Source organism: Thioalkalivibrio sp. K90mix (assembly GCF_000025545.1).
Taxonomy (GTDB): Bacteria; Pseudomonadota; Gammaproteobacteria; order Ectothiorhodospirales; family Ectothiorhodospiraceae; genus Thioalkalivibrio.
The window spans coordinates 1,927,432-1,942,848 of the sequence record NC_013889.1 but is presented as its reverse complement, the minus strand read 5'-3'; the positions used below and the strand labels follow the sequence as shown (position 1 = coordinate 1,942,848).

The 15,417-nt window shown below is 66.2% G+C and carries 14 protein-coding genes and 2 pseudogenes; 12 read left to right on the top strand and 4 right to left on the bottom strand.

The window, feature by feature from the left end; translation table 11 throughout:
• The first annotated feature begins 65 nt into the window (after positions 1 to 65).
• On the top strand, positions 66 to 2,435 hold the full coding sequence (locus tag TK90_RS09170) for a DNA translocase FtsK (RefSeq protein ID WP_012983193.1): 2,370 nt from the start codon (positions 66 to 68) through the stop codon (positions 2,433 to 2,435).
• Positions 2,436 to 2,823: 388 nt separating this feature from the next.
• The gene (lolA, locus tag TK90_RS09165) at positions 2,824 to 3,483 is read left to right on the top strand and encodes an outer membrane lipoprotein chaperone LolA (protein ID WP_012983192.1); all 660 of its coding nucleotides are present in this window, start codon (positions 2,824 to 2,826) and stop codon (positions 3,481 to 3,483) included.
• 143 nt (positions 3,484 to 3,626) lie between these two features.
• Here the strand turns inward: lolA and TK90_RS09160 are convergent, their stop codons facing one another.
• Both TK90_RS09160 and zapB read right to left on the bottom strand, forming a co-directional pair.
• Positions 3,627 to 3,929 (bottom strand): cell division protein ZapA, encoded by a 303-nt coding sequence (locus tag TK90_RS09160; protein ID WP_012983191.1) that lies wholly within the window; start codon positions 3,927 to 3,929, stop codon positions 3,627 to 3,629.
• Positions 3,926 to 4,150: a cell division protein ZapB gene (gene zapB, locus TK90_RS09155; protein WP_012983190.1), complete on the bottom strand. Its 225-nt coding sequence runs from the start codon at positions 4,148 to 4,150 to the stop codon at positions 3,926 to 3,928. The genes TK90_RS09160 and zapB overlap by 4 nt, the downstream gene beginning before the upstream one ends.
• A gap of 247 nt (positions 4,151 to 4,397) precedes the next feature.
• Here zapB and TK90_RS09150 point away from each other — a divergent pair, with 247 nt between their 5' ends.
• From TK90_RS09150 to TK90_RS09105, 10 genes and pseudogenes are all read left to right on the top strand, one after another.
• On the top strand, positions 4,398 to 4,685 hold the full coding sequence (locus tag TK90_RS09150) for a hypothetical protein (protein WP_012983189.1): 288 nt from the start codon (positions 4,398 to 4,400) through the stop codon (positions 4,683 to 4,685).
• Entirely contained in the window at positions 4,685 to 5,287 is a 603-nt protein-coding gene (locus TK90_RS09145; protein WP_012983188.1) for a UPF0149 family protein, read from the top strand. The genes TK90_RS09150 and TK90_RS09145 overlap by 1 nt, the downstream gene beginning before the upstream one ends.
• On the top strand, positions 5,284 to 6,648 hold the full coding sequence (pepP, locus tag TK90_RS09140) for a Xaa-Pro aminopeptidase (RefSeq protein WP_012983187.1): 1,365 nt from the start codon (positions 5,284 to 5,286) through the stop codon (positions 6,646 to 6,648). The genes TK90_RS09145 and pepP overlap by 4 nt, the downstream gene beginning before the upstream one ends.
• A gap of 204 nt (positions 6,649 to 6,852) precedes the next feature.
• Positions 6,853 to 8,112, top strand: a complete 1,260-nt coding sequence (locus TK90_RS09135) for an FAD-dependent oxidoreductase (protein ID WP_012983186.1) — start codon at positions 6,853 to 6,855, stop codon at positions 8,110 to 8,112.
• Positions 8,109 to 9,305, top strand: a complete 1,197-nt coding sequence (locus tag TK90_RS09130) for an FAD-dependent monooxygenase (protein WP_012983185.1) — start codon at positions 8,109 to 8,111, stop codon at positions 9,303 to 9,305. The genes TK90_RS09135 and TK90_RS09130 overlap by 4 nt, the downstream gene beginning before the upstream one ends.
• 337 nt (positions 9,306 to 9,642) lie before the next feature.
• Positions 9,643 to 9,948: a nucleotidyltransferase domain-containing protein gene (locus tag TK90_RS09125; RefSeq protein ID WP_012983184.1), complete on the top strand. Its 306-nt coding sequence runs from the start codon at positions 9,643 to 9,645 to the stop codon at positions 9,946 to 9,948.
• Positions 9,945 to 10,424 (top strand): hypothetical protein, encoded by a 480-nt coding sequence (locus tag TK90_RS09120; protein WP_012983183.1) that lies wholly within the window; start codon positions 9,945 to 9,947, stop codon positions 10,422 to 10,424. Before TK90_RS09125 ends, TK90_RS09120 begins: the two co-directional genes overlap by 4 nt.
• A 470-nt stretch (positions 10,425 to 10,894) precedes the next feature.
• The gene (locus TK90_RS09115; protein ID WP_012983182.1) at positions 10,895 to 11,146 is read left to right on the top strand and encodes a type II toxin-antitoxin system Phd/YefM family antitoxin; all 252 of its coding nucleotides are present in this window, start codon (positions 10,895 to 10,897) and stop codon (positions 11,144 to 11,146) included.
• Positions 11,146 to 11,581 (top strand): annotated as a pseudogene (locus TK90_RS09110) (type II toxin-antitoxin system VapC family toxin). Before TK90_RS09115 ends, TK90_RS09110 begins: the two are co-directional and overlap by 1 nt.
• 632 nt (positions 11,582 to 12,213) lie before the next feature.
• Positions 12,214 to 13,278, top strand: a complete 1,065-nt coding sequence (locus tag TK90_RS09105; protein WP_012983180.1) for a porin — start codon at positions 12,214 to 12,216, stop codon at positions 13,276 to 13,278.
• 753 nt (positions 13,279 to 14,031) lie between these two features.
• Here the strand turns inward: TK90_RS09105 and TK90_RS09100 are convergent.
• Together TK90_RS09100 and TK90_RS14805 are read right to left on the bottom strand one after the other, a co-directional pair.
• Positions 14,032 to 14,865 carry a transposase gene (locus tag TK90_RS09100; RefSeq protein ID WP_012983179.1) on the bottom strand — a complete coding sequence of 278 codons (834 nt, stop codon included), beginning with the start codon at positions 14,863 to 14,865 and terminating at the stop codon, positions 14,032 to 14,034.
• A 231-nt stretch (positions 14,866 to 15,096) separates the two neighbouring features.
• Positions 15,097 to 15,354: pseudogene (locus TK90_RS14805) on the bottom strand (transposase); the annotation flags it as partial.
• Positions 15,355 to 15,417 lie beyond the last annotated feature (63 nt).

Here is a 15,417-nt window from a genome sequence, read left to right as displayed (position 1 = left end):
CTCAGGCTTGGTTGGCCTGGCACCACGAACGCTGTTTTAACCGGTAAACTGCGCGATGATTCGCAATGCCCGCGTCGCGGGCCGAACACGATGGGGAGTGCATGGCCGCAAGCAAGGCCAAATCCGGGGGCAAGGGCAGGAAGACGGCAGAGCCGGCCGCGGCACCGAGTCTGAGCGGGCAGCTGCTGCGCGGGCTGCGCGAGGGCGCGCTGCTGATCTTCGGCATGCTGGCGCTTTATCTGCTGGTCGCCCTGGTGAGCTATCACCCGGGCGATGCGGCCTGGTCCACCACCGGCGACGGCGAGAGCCTGCGCAACCTCGGCGGCACCACCGGCGCCTGGTTTGCGGACATCGCGTTTCACCTGCTGGGCTATCTGGCGTACTTGATCCCGCTGGCGGTCGGCGGCATCGGCTGGTGGCTGTTCCGGCATCGCCGCGAGGCGCGCATCGCCAGCCCGATGGAGCTGACCGTGCGCGGGGTGGCGCTGATCGTGGCGCTGATCTCGGGCGCGGCCCTGGCCGCGCTGCACCTGCTCCCGGGCGGGATGCCGGTGCACGCGGGCGGCATCCTCGGGGACCTGTTCGCCGGCTGGGCGGTGGCCGGGTTGAGCCTGGTCGGGGCGACGCTGGTGCTGCTGGCGCTGTTCCTGGCCGGGGTGACGCTGTTTACCGGGCTGTCCTGGTTCCTGCTGATGGACCGGCTGGGGCAACTGACCATTCGGGGCTTCGAGCGCCTGCGCGCCCAGCTGGATTCGGCCCGGGACCGCCGCATCGGCGCGCGCGAACGCGCCGAACGCGAGACGCGGGTGGAGAAGGAGCGCAAGCGCACCGAGAAGCGCGCGCCCTCGCGGGTGGAGCCGCGCATCGAGGCGCCACCGCCCAGCCCGCGCGTGCAGAAGGAAAAGCAGGTCCCGTTGTTCACCGAAGGGTCCGGGGCCGATCCGCGTCCGCCGCTGTCCCTGCTGGACGAGGCGCCGCCCCCGCCCGACGGATTCTCCGAGGAGTCGCTGCAGGCGCTCTCGCGACTGGTCGAACTGAAGCTGAAGGACTTCGGCGTGGAGGTCGAGGTGGTTGCCGTGCAGCCCGGCCCGGTGATTACGCGCTTCGAGCTGCAGCCGGCCGCAGGTGTCAAGGCCTCGCGCATCTCCGGGCTGTCCACCGACCTGGCGCGCTCGCTGTCGGTGATGGCCGTGCGCATCGTCGAGGTGATCCCGGGCAAGTCCACGGTGGGCCTGGAGATCCCCAACGAAAACCGCGAGATCGTGGCCCTGTCGGAGATCCTGCGCTCGGATCTGTTCGACGCGAACAAGTCGCCGTTGACCATGGCGCTCGGCAAGGATATCGGCGGCGCTCCGGTGATGGCGGATCTGGCGAAGATGCCGCACCTGCTGGTGGCCGGAACGACCGGTTCCGGCAAGTCGGTGGGCGTGAACGCCATGCTGCTGTCGCTGCTGTACAAGGCGACCCCGGACGAGGTCCGGCTGATCCTGATCGACCCGAAGATGCTGGAGCTGTCGGTCTACGAAGGCATCCCGCACCTGCTGTGCGAGGTCGTGACCGACATGAAGGATGCCTCCAACGCCCTGCGCTGGGCGGTGGCGGAGATGGAACGGCGCTACAAGCTGATGTCGGCGATGGGCGTGCGCAATATCGGCGGGTTCAACAAGAAGGTGCGCGATGCCGAGGCCGCCGGCGAGCCGCTGAAGGACCCGCTGTTCAAGCCGGAGGAGGCACTGACCGAGACCGAAGCGCCCGATCTGGAGCCGTTGCCGTTCATCGTGATCGTGGTCGACGAGTTCGCCGACATGATCATGGTGGTGGGCAAGAAGGTGGAGGAGCTGATCGCGCGCCTGGCACAGAAGGCCCGCGCCGCTGGTATCCATCTGATTCTGGCCACCCAGCGCCCGTCGGTGGATGTGATTACCGGCCTGATCAAGGCCAATATCCCTACGCGTATTGCGTTCCAGGTCTCCTCGCGGGTGGACTCGCGCACCATCCTCGACCAGATGGGCGCGGAACACCTGCTGGGCCACGGCGACATGCTCTACCTGCCGCCGGGCAAGGCGATGCCGGAGCGTGTGCACGGCGCCTTCGTCGGCGACAACGAAGTGCATCAGGTGGTCGAGTACCTGAAGTCCACTGGCGAGCCGGACTACAACGAGGCCATCCTCGACGAGCCGGAGGCGGGCGCGGCGGCCATCCCGGGGCTGGAAGCGCCGGGCGAAGGCGAGGCGGAGACCGATCCGCTCTACGACCAGGCCGTGCAGATCGTGATCGAGACCCGCAAGGCCTCGATTTCGTTCATCCAGCGCCGGTTGAAGATCGGCTACAACCGTGCCGCGCGCATGGTCGAGGACATGGAGGCCGCCGGACTGGTCAGTCCGGTGCAGTCCAATGGCAACCGCGAGGTCCTGGTCCCGGGGCCGAACGACTAGGGAAACACTGATCAATGTACACGCTCGCGCTCGAGTCGCTTTTGCGTGCGAACAAGGCGCGGTGACTGCCGTGCAGTCATTCTGCACAAGGGAGCCGCAACGCCGTGCGCGCGCAAAAGCGGCCGAGCCCCTTCGGGGTTGGCACCCCAGGTTCCCCGATCCTGCGTTGCGCCGCTTGCAGGTAGAACCACTACCCGCTGCGCGACGCGCCTTGTCTCGGAAAACCTGGGGTGCCAACGCGAGTGTGTACATTAATCAGTGTTTCCCTAACGCTTGGCCGGGTCCATGTACCGGATCCTGTGATCCTGCTCGCCCTTTCACTTGTGGCATTCACGCCCGGTTAAGCGACCGGGCGCAGGATCATCGTAAACATGCAACTGGAGCCCGCATGACTGTCCGACTTGTTCCCCGTCTGTTGCTCGCCCTGGCCGCGACGACGATGTTCCTGTTCGCCGGACCGCTGGCGGCCGAGCGCGGCCCGGCACCGGATGCGCGCGCGGCGCTGGACCGTTTTGTCGAGGGACTGGAGACCTTTACCGCCGAATTCACGCAGACGGTGCGCGACGAGACGGGCTATGTGCTGCAGGAGTCGGATGGTTCGATGCAGCTGGGCATGCCCAACCGTCTGCGCTGGGAGGTGACCGAGCCCTTCCCGCAGACGATTGTCTCCGATGGCGAGGACCTGTGGACCTATGACCCGGACCTGGCGCAGGCGACCGTGCGCCCGCTGGGAGATGCCTTCGATGCGACACCGATCGCGGCGATCACCCAGCCGGAGCGGCTGGACGAGCACTTCCGCATGGATGTGCTGCCGGTACGGGACGCCTCGGCGCTGCGCCTGCTGCTGATCCCGCGCAACGAGCAGGCGGACTTCACCCACCTCGAGCTGGACCTGACGCCGGATGGCGATCTGACCCGCATGGCCTTTCGCGACATCTTTGGTCAGGAGACCGAAATTCACTTCGAGCGAAGCGAGCGCAATGCGCCGGTCGACGAGTCCGTGTTTACGTTTGATCCGCCGTCCGGGGTGGATATCTATCGGCCGTAGAGATGTGCCTCCGTCTGGGGCGTTAACGCTACCTGACGTAGGGTGCGGTTGAGCATCGCGAAACGCACCATTCCCCGCGCCGTGGGAAGCCTTGATGGGATTCGCCTGGCTCATCCCATCCTGCGGCCTGCGGCGCGGGGGATTCAGGAGCGGGGCGTGCCCAGCGACTGCTCGATGCGGTCGGCGATGGCGGTGATGCGGGCCGGGCCGGTTTGCTCGGCGCGCTTGAGCTGCTCCTGGCATTCGAGCATCTCGTGGGCGAGGTTCAGCGCCACCATCACCGCAATGCGCTCGGCGCCGACCACTCGGCCGGTGTCGCGCAGCTCGCGCATGCGTTCGTCGACCAGGGAGGCGGAGGCGAACAGGTCGGCGCGTTCCTCGGGCGGGCAGGCGATCTGGTATTCCTTGCCCAGGATCGAGACGCGTACGGGTTCGGACTGACTCATTCGCTGTGCTCCATCGACCGCAGGCGGGCGATCATCGTCTCGACCCGGTGGCGGGCCTGTTCGTTGCGTTCCTTGAAGGCCGCGCGCTCGCCCTTTAGCTGACGAATCTGCTCATGCAGCAGATTGTTTTCCTCGCGCAGGGCGGCATGTTCATCGAGCAGCCGCGTAATCGCGGTTTCAAGGCGCTCGACGGGATCGTGGCTGGAATCCTCGGACGACATGGCGACAGGCCCCGGTTCGGTGAAGGCGGCCGCACACGGCGCGCGGCTGGCAATTCATGGAGTCTAGGAGTCGCCCCCGCAAATCGTCAACTTGTGTGATCTTTTTGCGAGAGCGCCTTCACTTATGTCATCTGCGGCGGCCGGCGGCGACAGGGCCAAACGCACGCGGACACGGCGCTTTGTTGCGGCTCGCGCACCGGGCTGGTCACAATAGGCGGCATATCGTTTCTCAGGAACCGTCGCGCCCATGACCCAGCCCCCCGAACCCGACCCGCAGGCCACCGTGATCGAGGGTACCGCACACAACGGCAAGCCCTGCCGCATCGTGGACAACACGGGGGCGATCCCGCACGCGGAGCTGGAGCAGCTGCTGGAGGACCTGATCGCGGAGAAGCGCTTTGGTCTGAATGCGCTGTCGGCCACCGGGTCCAGTGCGATCAAGCTGGGCGAGCCGCAGTTCACCCACCTGCAGGTGGGCGACGACCTCTACCGCTTCCTGCTGTTCCCGTACGAAGCCCGTCTGGAGTCCTTCTGATGGCCGCCCCCACCGGCGAATCGACCAAGGCGCGCGGCGGCCTTGAATCCGACCCGGCCGCGCTGGCCGAGCAGCTCGCGCATGGCCTGCGTCGCATGGGTTTCGCGCAGACGCCGGCCTCGGCCCACGGGCTGTTTACCGGCTGCGTGGTTGCGGACCCCGGCGCGGATGTCGACGCGCTGGAGCATAGCCTGGGCGAGGCGCTGCCGCTGACCGATGCCGCGCCGGACGACTTCCGCGCGACGGTGGAGGCCATCCGCCGGACCCTGCTGGCCCAGCTGTACGATGTCGAGCTCGGCTTCGGGCCGCTGCTGCCCGAGGACGAGCCGATCGAGGCGCGCGCCCAGGCGCTGTCGGAGTGGGTCGACGGCTTTATCTCCGGCTTCGGGCAGATGCCCCGGCTGCAGCAGATGAAACCCTCGGCCGAGGCCAGCGAGATCCTGCGCGACTTCGCCGAGATCGCGCGCATCGAACTGGAGCCGGAGGACGACGAAGAGAACGCCGCCGCCTTCGAGGAACTCAACGAGTATGTACGCGTCGGTGTACTGCTGATCGCCGACGAGCTCGCCCCGGACGACCCGAAACGGATCCCGATGCAATGAACGCCCCCACGCGCCCCCCGCTGCCCGGCAAGACCCCGACCATCACCCTGGCCGAGTTCGCCCGGCGGCGTCAGCGCCTGATGCGCGGCGTGGGGGGCGACTCGATCATCGTCGTGCCGGCCGCACACGAGCAGGTGCGCAACCGCGATGTCGAGTATCCGTTTCGCCAGAACAGCGACTTTCTCTACCTGACGGGCTTCCCCGAGCCGGATGCCGTTGCCGTGCTCGTACCGGGTCGCGCGGCGGGGGAGTACATCCTGTTCTGCCGCGACCGCGACCCCACGCAGGAGACCTGGCAGGGCCGCCGCGCCGGCCCGGACGGGGCGATGGAACAATACGGCGCGGAATGCGCGTTCCCGATCGAGGACATCGACGAGATCCTGCCGGGCCTGATGGAGAACCGGCGCGTGCTGTGCGCCCCGTTCGGGCGCGACGAGGCGCTGGACCAGCGCCTGTTCGGCTGGGTCAACCAGGTCCGCGCGAAGGCCCGCAATGGCGTGCGCGCGCCGCACGAGTACGTGGCGGTCGAGCACTACGTGCACGAGCAGCGCCTGTTCAAGAAGGCCCCGGAGCTGCGCATGATGCGCCATGCGGCCGCGATCTCCTGCCAGGCCCATATCCGGGCCATGCAGGCGACCCGCCCCGGCATGACCGAGTTTATGGTCGAGGCCGAGCTGCTGCATGAATTCCACCGCCACGGCACCGAGCCGGCGTACTCGTCCATCGTCGGCGGTGGCGAGAACGGCTGCATCCTGCACTACATCGAGAACCGCGATGTCCTGAACGAAGGCGACCTGCTGCTGATCGACGCCGGCTGCGAGGTGCATGGGTACGCCTCCGACATCACCCGGACCTTCCCGGTCTCCGGGCGCTTCAGCGACACCCAGCGCGAGGTCTACGAGTGTGTACTGGCCGCGCAGCACGCGGCCATCGAGCAGACCCGTCCGGGCAACCACTGGAACGACCCGCACGACGCCGCGGTGCGCGAGTTGACCCGCGGGCTCAAGGATCTCGGCGTACTCAAGGGTCGGCTCGACAAGCTGCTCAAGGACCACGCCTACCGGCCCTTCTACATGCACCGGACCGGCCACTGGCTGGGCCTGGACGTGCACGATGTCGGCGACTACCGCGTCGGCGACGCCTGGCGCCTGCTGGAGCCGGGCATGGTGACCACCGTGGAGCCGGGGCTGTACTTCGGCCCGTACTCCGAGGCCCCCAAGGCGCTGCGCGGCATCGGCATCCGCATCGAGGACGACGTCGCCGTCTCCCGCGACGGACACGAAGTCCTCACCGGCGCCTGCCCCAAGACCCCCGCCGACATCGAAGCCTGCATGGCCGGCGACCTCCCGGGCTGGACCTGACCATGCACTCCCGCCCAAACCCGGCCAACCCCCAAACCGTAGGGTGCGTTGAGCCCCGCGAAACGCACCGATCGCCGGGGTGTAGTCACACCCCTGATGCGATTCGCTGCGCTCATCCGCATCCTACGAAGGCACTGCGGGACCGGCCCTTGTGGGAGCGGGCTTGCCCGCGAACCGCCGCCTACGAAGGCTTGCCGGTCTGACATGAGCACCCAAACCCCCGACATCGCCATCATCGGCGGCGGCCCGGTCGGCAGTCTGGCGGCTGCGACCCTCTCGCGGGCTGGCTACTCCGTGGCCCTGTTCGAGCGTGGCGCTGCGCCGAACGCCGGCACCACGCGTCCCGACACCCGCGGCTACGCGCTGGCCGCCGGTTCGGTCCAGATGCTCGACGATCTCGGCTACTGGTCGTCCGTGGCCGAACAGGCGAGCCCGATCCGCTCCATCGTCGTCAGCCGCCGCGGCGGGCTGGGGCGCGTCCACCTGAACGCCCGTGACCACGGCCGCGCCGCGCTCGGGCAGGTCGTTCCGGCCGCCGCGCTCGACCCGATGCTGCACGAGGCCTGCCGCGCGGCCGGCGTCGATCGGCATTACGACGCGACCCTGGCCGGCCTCGACCCGGCCGAAGGCGACCGGCGGACGCTGCACATCCGGGGAGCAAAGGGCGAGGCGGCCTGGTGCGCGCGCCTGATCCTGGCGGCGGACGGCGTGGGCTCCCCGACGCGCAAGGCCCTGGGCCTGCCGGTGCAGCGCCTGCGTTACGATGCCGACGCCCTGGTCTTCGACGTGCGCCCGGACCGTCCGCACAACGGCCAGGCCTTCGAGCGCTTTACCGACGAGGGGCCGCTGGCCCTGCTGCCGCAGGCCGATGGCCGCATGAATGTCGTCTGGGTCGCGCCGCCGCCGACCTGCGAGCAGCGCCTGGAGCAGACGGAGGCCGAACGCCTGCGCGAGTTGCAGGCCCGCTTTGGCTGGGCCCTCGGGCGCCTGCGCCCGGCGGGGCCGGTCGTGCGCTTCCCGCTGGAGCGGGTCCATGCGCCCCAGCCGGTTGCGGAGCGCGCTCTATTGCTCGGTAATGCGGCGCATTCGGTCCATCCGGTCGCGGGGCAGGGGCTCAACCTGTCGCTGCGCGATGTGGCGGGCCTGCTCGGTGCACTGCGCACGGGTCGACAAGCCGATGGCACGCCGACCTTTGCCGCCGACCCGGGTGCGGCGGCCGTGCTGGAGACCTATGCGAACGCTCGGCGACAGGACGTAGGCAGTGTGGTGGCCGCCACCGATTTCCTCGCTCGGGGCCTGATGCATGCCGCCGGGCTGCGCGGTCACGGGCTGGGGGCCGGCATGATGGCGGTCGATCGCCTGCGCCCGGCGCGCGATGCGCTGGCCCGCTCGGCGATGGGCCTGGGGCCGCTGCCGCGTCACATGCTCGCCCATCTGCCCGCAGCCGGGGAGGGTGCGGCATGACGAACACCACGCCCAACGAAACCCTGGATGTACTCGTGATCGGCGCCGGGGCCGTGGGCGGCGCCATCGCCCTGGGCGCCGTACGGCAGGGGTTGCGCGTCGGGGTACTGGAGCGCAATCCCGCGCCCGCATTCGATCCGGATACGACCCCGGTCACGCGTGTGGCGACCCTGAACGACGCGTCGATGGCGTTTCTGGAGGCGCTGGGTGTACGCGCGGCGCTGGAGCAGCGCCGCGCCCATGCCTTCTCCGGCATGTACGTCTGGGATGCGAACGGCCCCGGGCATATCCGTTTCGATGCCGATGCGCTGGGCGTACCCGCGCTCGGCTGGACGGTCGAGCTCGCCGCGCTCGAGTCTGTGCTCTGGCGCGAGCTCGAGACCGCAGGCGTGGCCCTGTACCCGCAAACCGAATGGAAGACCCTCGACCGTCGCCCGAAGCGCGTGGATGTGTACGGGGACCGCCGCCAGCCCATCGCGTCCGCACGCCTGCTGGTGGCGGCGGACGGTGCGCGTTCCCGCGTGCGCGAATCCGTCGGTATCCCGTTCACGGGGCGCGACTACGACGCGTGCGGTATCGTCGCGACCATTACCACCGAGCATCCGCACCAGGACACCGCCTGGCAGCGCTTCGTGGACGATCGGATCATCGCGCTGCTGCCGTTGGCGGACGGGCGCTGCTCCATCGTCTGGTCGCAGCCCGAATGGCCAGCCGCCGAGGACACCCTGGCACTGGACGACGCCGCCTTTTGCGCGGCATTGGAGCAGGAGACCGATGGCTGCCTGGGCGCGATCACCGCAACGTCCCCGCGCGCCAGCTTCCCGCTCACCGCACGGCACGCAAAGACCTACCACTCGGGCCGCGTGGTACTGGCCGGCGACGCTGCCCACACCATCCATCCGCTGGCCGGACAGGGCCTGAACCTGGGGCTGGCCGATGCCCGCGCCCTGACCGAGCGCCTGCGTGGCCCCGCCCGCCACGATCCGGGTGCGGAGACCGTCCTGCGCGCCTACACCCGCGACCGCCGCCCGGAAAACGCCTTCATGCAGCGCGCGATGGACGGCTTCAGGCTCCTGTTCGGCCACCAGACCGCCGGTCTCCCCGAACTGCGCGGCCTCGGCCTGCGCCTCGTCGACCAGGCCGATCCCATCAAACGCCGCCTCGCCCGCCGCGCCTTCGGCCTCGGCGGATGATGCGATTCGTGGAGCTCATCGGCCTCTTGCGAAAGGCCATGCCCCCGGCCACCGTTATTGCGAGGCGCGCCGCGTGGCGATCGCCTCCCGCCGGCCACCGTGCCGGCATCCGGAGGTTGCCACGGCCCCTTCGGGGCCTTGCAGCGACCGGGTACGGCGCTGACATAAGGACCGCAGGATGCGTTGAGCTTCGCGAAACGCATCGATCCCGGCTAGAGAATCTGCCCTGCGGTTCGCGGCCCCAAGGCTGGCCTTTTGAATTGGGTATGCGATGATCAATGCTCGGCATCCACACATTTCCTAGACTCGAAAAAGGGTCCATCACGACATCATCGCCATGCGACTCACAAACGAGCAGCGACAAATCATTCATGACACGGCACTGGAAGCCTTTGGGCCGGGTGCCAGTGTTCGCCTGTTCGGCTCGCGTGTGGACGAGCGGGCGCGCGGTGGCGACATCGACCTCCTGGTGACGGCGCCCATGCAGAATCCCGCCGAGGTCGTGCGCGCCGAAATGCGTTTTCAGGCGCTGCTACAGCAACGCCTGGGCGAGCAGAAGATTGATGTCCTCGTGGACTATCCCGGTAGACGCGAACGTCCGCCAATCTTCAATGTCGCGGAGCGTACGGGTATACCGTTGTGAACAACCTGGCCCGACAACGGCTGGCGGATGCCTGGCGCGAGTGCAGTCGTCACGCGCACCACATGCGTCACGCACTGCAGACGCTGGACGGCTTGATACCGTTGTTGGGTGACCGATTGCGTGAACTGGACGACGACAACATCCAGGCGCTGGACCAATTCGTCCTTCGCTTCGGCAAGCTGCAGGACGCCGCAGGAGCCCGCCTGCTGCCCGGCGTGCTTGAGGCCCTGCAGGAACCCTTCGAGGACCGACCGATGATCGACAAGCTCAATCGGCTCGAAAAGCTCGGTTATATCGATAGCGCTATGCAATGGCAGGAGTTGCGGGCCATCCGTAACCGCTTTGCACACGACTACCCAGATGATCCGGACAAGAACGCGGCTCTACTGAACCTCGCCATCGACGCCAGTGGCGATCTTCTGACCCTTCTGCAAAGGCTTGGCAACCGTCTCGACCTCCCGCCCCTGGAGCAATGATCGCCTCCCGCCGCCACGCCCTCTCGGGCGGGTTACAGGACCGCAGGATGCGTTGAGCGCCGCGAAGCGCATTGATCCCGGCCAGTCCCCCTGCGCGATTCCGGGGCCGCTGCGGGTGCAGGAGCCCAGCCCCCTGGGCGATCGGGCTCAACCAACGCCCCATCGCCGAGGGGCTCGGCTCCTACAATTCCGGGGCCACGCAGCCCGCAGGATGCGTTGAGCGCAACGAAGCGCATCCACCCCAATCGCCTAGAGGCTCGGCTCCTAAAATATATCGCCTCGGGGTATGCCGTCATCGACCCGGGGAGGCCGCCTTGTCCACGCCGTGCCAGCGATTCCCTCATCGATGCCCCCCGTTGATTCGCCGCGCCCGAGCTCGAAGCGACCCAGAAATCCCACCGCGCCTCCCTCATTCTGCGTGTAGTATTTGGCACCAACCAGTCGATCAACCGGTTCATGGAGGTTCGAGCATGTCTCATCACGAAACCATCGGGGCCCACGATGCCAAGACACGCCTTTCCGGTTTCCTTCGAAAAGTGCAGGCGGGTGAGCGTTTCACCATCACCCAGCGCGGGCGCCCCGTCGCCGCGCTTGTGCCACTGGAGGAGGACGACATTCCCAGACGGGTGCAGGCCGCGCGCAATCTCCGGCAGTTTATGGCCGACGCCCCGGTGCGAGGTGAAGCGGATATCAAGGCCCTGGTCGAGTCGGGTCGTGACTGATGGACCTCGTGCTCGACAACTCCATTGTGATGCGCTGGCTGCTGTCCGATGGTAGTTCCCGCCGACCAGGAGGTTGCGGCCAGTGTCCTGAGTTCCATCGAGTCGGGAGAGACCCGTTTGTTCGCGCCGTCTGTCTGGCTGCTGGAAGTCGCCAACGTGGTCGCTCGTGCGGAAAGCCAGGGCCTGGTGACCGAAGCCGAAACGACGCGTTTCCTTGGCCTGCTGCAAGCCCTCATGGTGGCTGTTGACCCAGGGGGCGTCGATCCAGTCTTCGGCCTGACGCTGCAATTGGCCAGGCGTTTCGGACTTTCCGCGTACGATGCGTCTTATCTTGCTCTGGCGCTGCAGCATAGTGCGACCCTTGCCACGCTGGACCAGTCCCTGGTCGCGGCTGCCCGCCGTGCCGGAGTCGCTTTGTTTGCAAGCAGCACCTGACCAGCGGCGCCAGCGCCCACCGCGCCTTCGGCCTCGACTAGCGCAATCGCTGCCACACCCCCTGTAGGAGGCCAGCCCTCTGGCCGATCGGGCATTGGGCTACTCCCAATCGGCCAGAGGGCTGGCCTCCTACAGCTCCATCTTCCGCCCTGGATGCCGTAGCATGCGTTGAGGCAACCGAAACGCATCACCCCAGCCTTCGCCCTCTCGCCTCAGTTGTCGCTTTCCCGCAACAAAGAATCTCGAGCGCCTGCCCCGCAGCCCTTCGTTGCACATATGCAACAGCTTCCTGGAGGCCGTATCCCATCCTCATATCCGCCTGAAGGTCCACTTTTTTGCAACATAAGGCCATGCTGATACGGGGCTCCCGTCACAATGCGCCAACGTTCTCATCGCTTCTTATTCTTCTGCTTATTCAGTGCCTTGGGAGGCCGTTTTGTCCTTCCTTCCACCCGTATCCATGTGTTTGCCCCGGTTACCACCGGGCAAACTTCCAACGCGATCGACATTTTTTCGCCACAAGGGGTTGAAATGCGACACCGTGGTGTATATAAAACACCTGTCATTCGCGGCATCGACCGTGGATGCAGGCGTAGAAATGAACCAAACACCTCTCCTGGGAGATACGCAACATGAAAAAACAGATTCTCGCAGTCGCCGTTGCCGGCGCCTTCGCGGTCCCGGCCTTCGCCGCCGCGGACTCCTCCGTCACCCTGTTCGGTCAGCTGCAGACGCAGATCGTCCACCACAGCGGTGGCCCGTCCGACTTCGACAGCGGCTTCCGCGTGCATGACGCCGGTGGTGCTGGTAACCCGGTCGACGGCGCTAGCGCCAACCGCCTCGGCGTCATGGTCGATCATGACCTGGGTAACGGCCTGTCCGCCATTGCCAAGTTCGAGCAGGATTTTAATACCAGCGGCGGAGATGCCGGGTTCAACTCCGGTGCCCGTGACATCTACGTCGGTCTGGACGGCAACTTCGGCCGCGTGATCGCCGGTCGCATGGCTTCCCCGTTCGTCACCGCTGGCAAGGACCCGCTGAACGGTACCTTCATGCAGGCCCGTACCAACGGTGGGCGCATGGACCCGCAGCAGCTCGGTGGTCTGGGTGAAGGTAACTACCTGGACCGTGGTATCCAGTACAGCAACAGCTTCGGCATCATGAGCATGAACGTTGCCGCGTTTGTTGATAACGCGGACGACAGCAACACCGCCTATGCCGGTCGCCTGAACTTCGATCTCAATCCCGTCGAACTTTATGTCGCCGGTAACTGGGCGGATGACTACAGCGGGCAGAGTGGCGCCCTCGACGGCGGTGACTTCCGCGCTTACAAGATCGGCGCCGACTGGCGTGCCGGTCCGTTCCGCCTGGTTGGTGAAGCGACCGACTTCAAGTGGAAGGATGAAGCGGGTGAGACTACCGGTGATGGTAACACCTACTTCCTGTCGGGTACCTACACGATGGGTCGTAACGACTTCGTGCTGAACCTCGGTCACACTCGCAATGACGACGCCGGTAACGTCGACTACGCCGCGATTGCCGTGAAGCACAACTTCAGCAACCGCGTGATGGCGTTTGCCGGTGTGTCCTACGCCGATTACGACGATGACGCTCCGACCTATGTCAGCCGTGCGGCCACGATCGCGGACGGCAACTCCTTCACGGGTGTTGGCGGCGGTCTGCGGGTGTCCTTCTAAGCCCGAGCACTGCTTACAAGCGGTATAACAACAAGCACTAGCTTGTTTTACGGGGCCCCCAGGGGCCCCGTTTTTTATGCACGACCTTCGGCCCCGTTCGGGGCTTTTTTGTGTCTGGCGTTCTCGGGTTGGTACGGGTTTCGCAGCGCGGGGAGCCACGACGTGGGGGCTGACAGCGGTCGCCGGGGTCAGACCTTGCCTTTTGCCTTTCCTGCGGCGATGCGGCGGATGCGGGACGCGCGGTCGCCGGGGTCAGACCTCGCGGTCGCCGGGGTCAGACCTTGCCTTTTGCCTTTCCTGCGGCGATGCGGCGGATGCGGGACGCGCGGTCGCCGGGGTCAGACCTTGCCTTTTGCCTTTCCTGCGGCGATGCGGCTGATGCGGGACGGGTGGAGCCCGAAGTAGTCACCGATCGCGCGGTCGCCGGGGTCAGACCTTGCCTTTTGCCTTTCCTGCGGCGATGCGGCTGATGCGGGACGGGTGGAGCCCGAAGTAGTCACCGATCGGTCGCCGGGGTCAGACCTTGCCTTTTGCCTTTCCTGCGGCGATGCGGCTGATGCGGGACGGGTGGAGCCCGAAGTAGTCACCGATCGCGCGGTCGCCGGGGTCAGACCTTGCCTTTCGGTCGCCGGGGTCAGACCTTGCCTTTTGCCTTTCCTGCGGCGATGCGGCTGATGCGGGACGGGTGGAGCCCGAAGTAGTCACCGATGGTTTTGAGGGTGTAGCCACCGCTGGCGTATACGGTCGCCGGGGTCAGACCTTGCCTTTTGCCTTTCCTGCGGCGATGCGGCTGATGCGGGACGGGTGGAGCCCGAAGTAGTCACCGATGGTTTTGAGGGTGTAGCCACCGCTGGCGTAGGCGTGCTGGATGGCTTCGTTGCGTGGATAGCGTGCTGTTAGTTGGTCGAGTGGCGGTGGTGTGGGGCGTTGCTGTGCTTTTGGATGTTCAATTTCTGGTTCGCCTTGGCGATGGGATAGCTGACGTTCGATAAAATCCTCGGAGCCGAGATATAACTGTGCGTGCAGTTGGCCCCATGGGGATTCTTTCCCGATGCCCTCGGCGACAAATTGCTGATAGGCGGCTGAAGGTTCTGGTCCGAATTCGTCGAGTACGCGATCCGTCGTCAACCACGTGGGTGCGCTGGCCTGCCCGGCGGTGGCAGTGTAACTGCTCCATTTCCAGTCCGAAGGACGTGCGACCAGATGGGCACGGACCGGGTTAAGTACGATATAACGCGCGAGTTCGAGCAGGTAGGACTCGCGTTCCACCAGAATCGCCTTGTATCGGCCCTGGAGAACGTGCCCCACTCGTCGATGCCTGCGGTTGAACCGCTGTGTGTAGACGCCATTGAGCCACTGCATACCGCGGGAGAGGTTCGCGTCCGGCGTTTCAACGAGCAGGTGATAATGATTTCCCATCAGGCAGTACGCTGACAGTACCCAGTTATACCGTTGTACGGCTTGAGCCAGGGTGTCGAGAAATCGCTGATGATCGACCGAATCTTGGTAGATCCATCCGCGTCGGTCGCCGCGTGCGGTGACGTGATAGAGCGCCCACGGGTACTCCAGGCGTAGGGGTCGGACCATCCTTGTCCCTCCGTCATGTATGCCTGACGAGGGAGTACACCTTAAAGTGGTGTGCGATGCCACCCGTGTTGCCGTGGTTCGCGCCAGAGAGCAAAAGGCAAGGTCTGACCCCCAAGCCCCCGCAGTCATGTATGCCTGACGAGGGAGTACACCTTAAAGTGGTGTGCGATGCCACCCGTGTTGCCGTGGTTCGCGCCAGAGAGCAAAAGGCAAGGTCTGACCCCCAAGCCCCCGCTGTGTGTAGACGCCATTGAGCCACTGCATACCGCGGGAGAGGTTCGCGTCCGGCGTTTCAACGAGCAGGTGATAATGATTTCCCATCAGGCAGTACGCTGACAGTACCCAGTTATACCGTTGTACGGCTTGAGCCAGGGTGTCGAGAAATCGCTGATGATCGACCGAATCTTGGTAGATCCATCCGCGTCGGTCGCCGCGTGCGGTGACGTGATAGAGCGCCCACGGGTACTCCAGGCGTAGGGGTCGGACCATCCTTGTCCCTCCGTCATGTATGCCTGACGAGGGAGTACACCTTAAAGTGGTGTGCGATGCCAC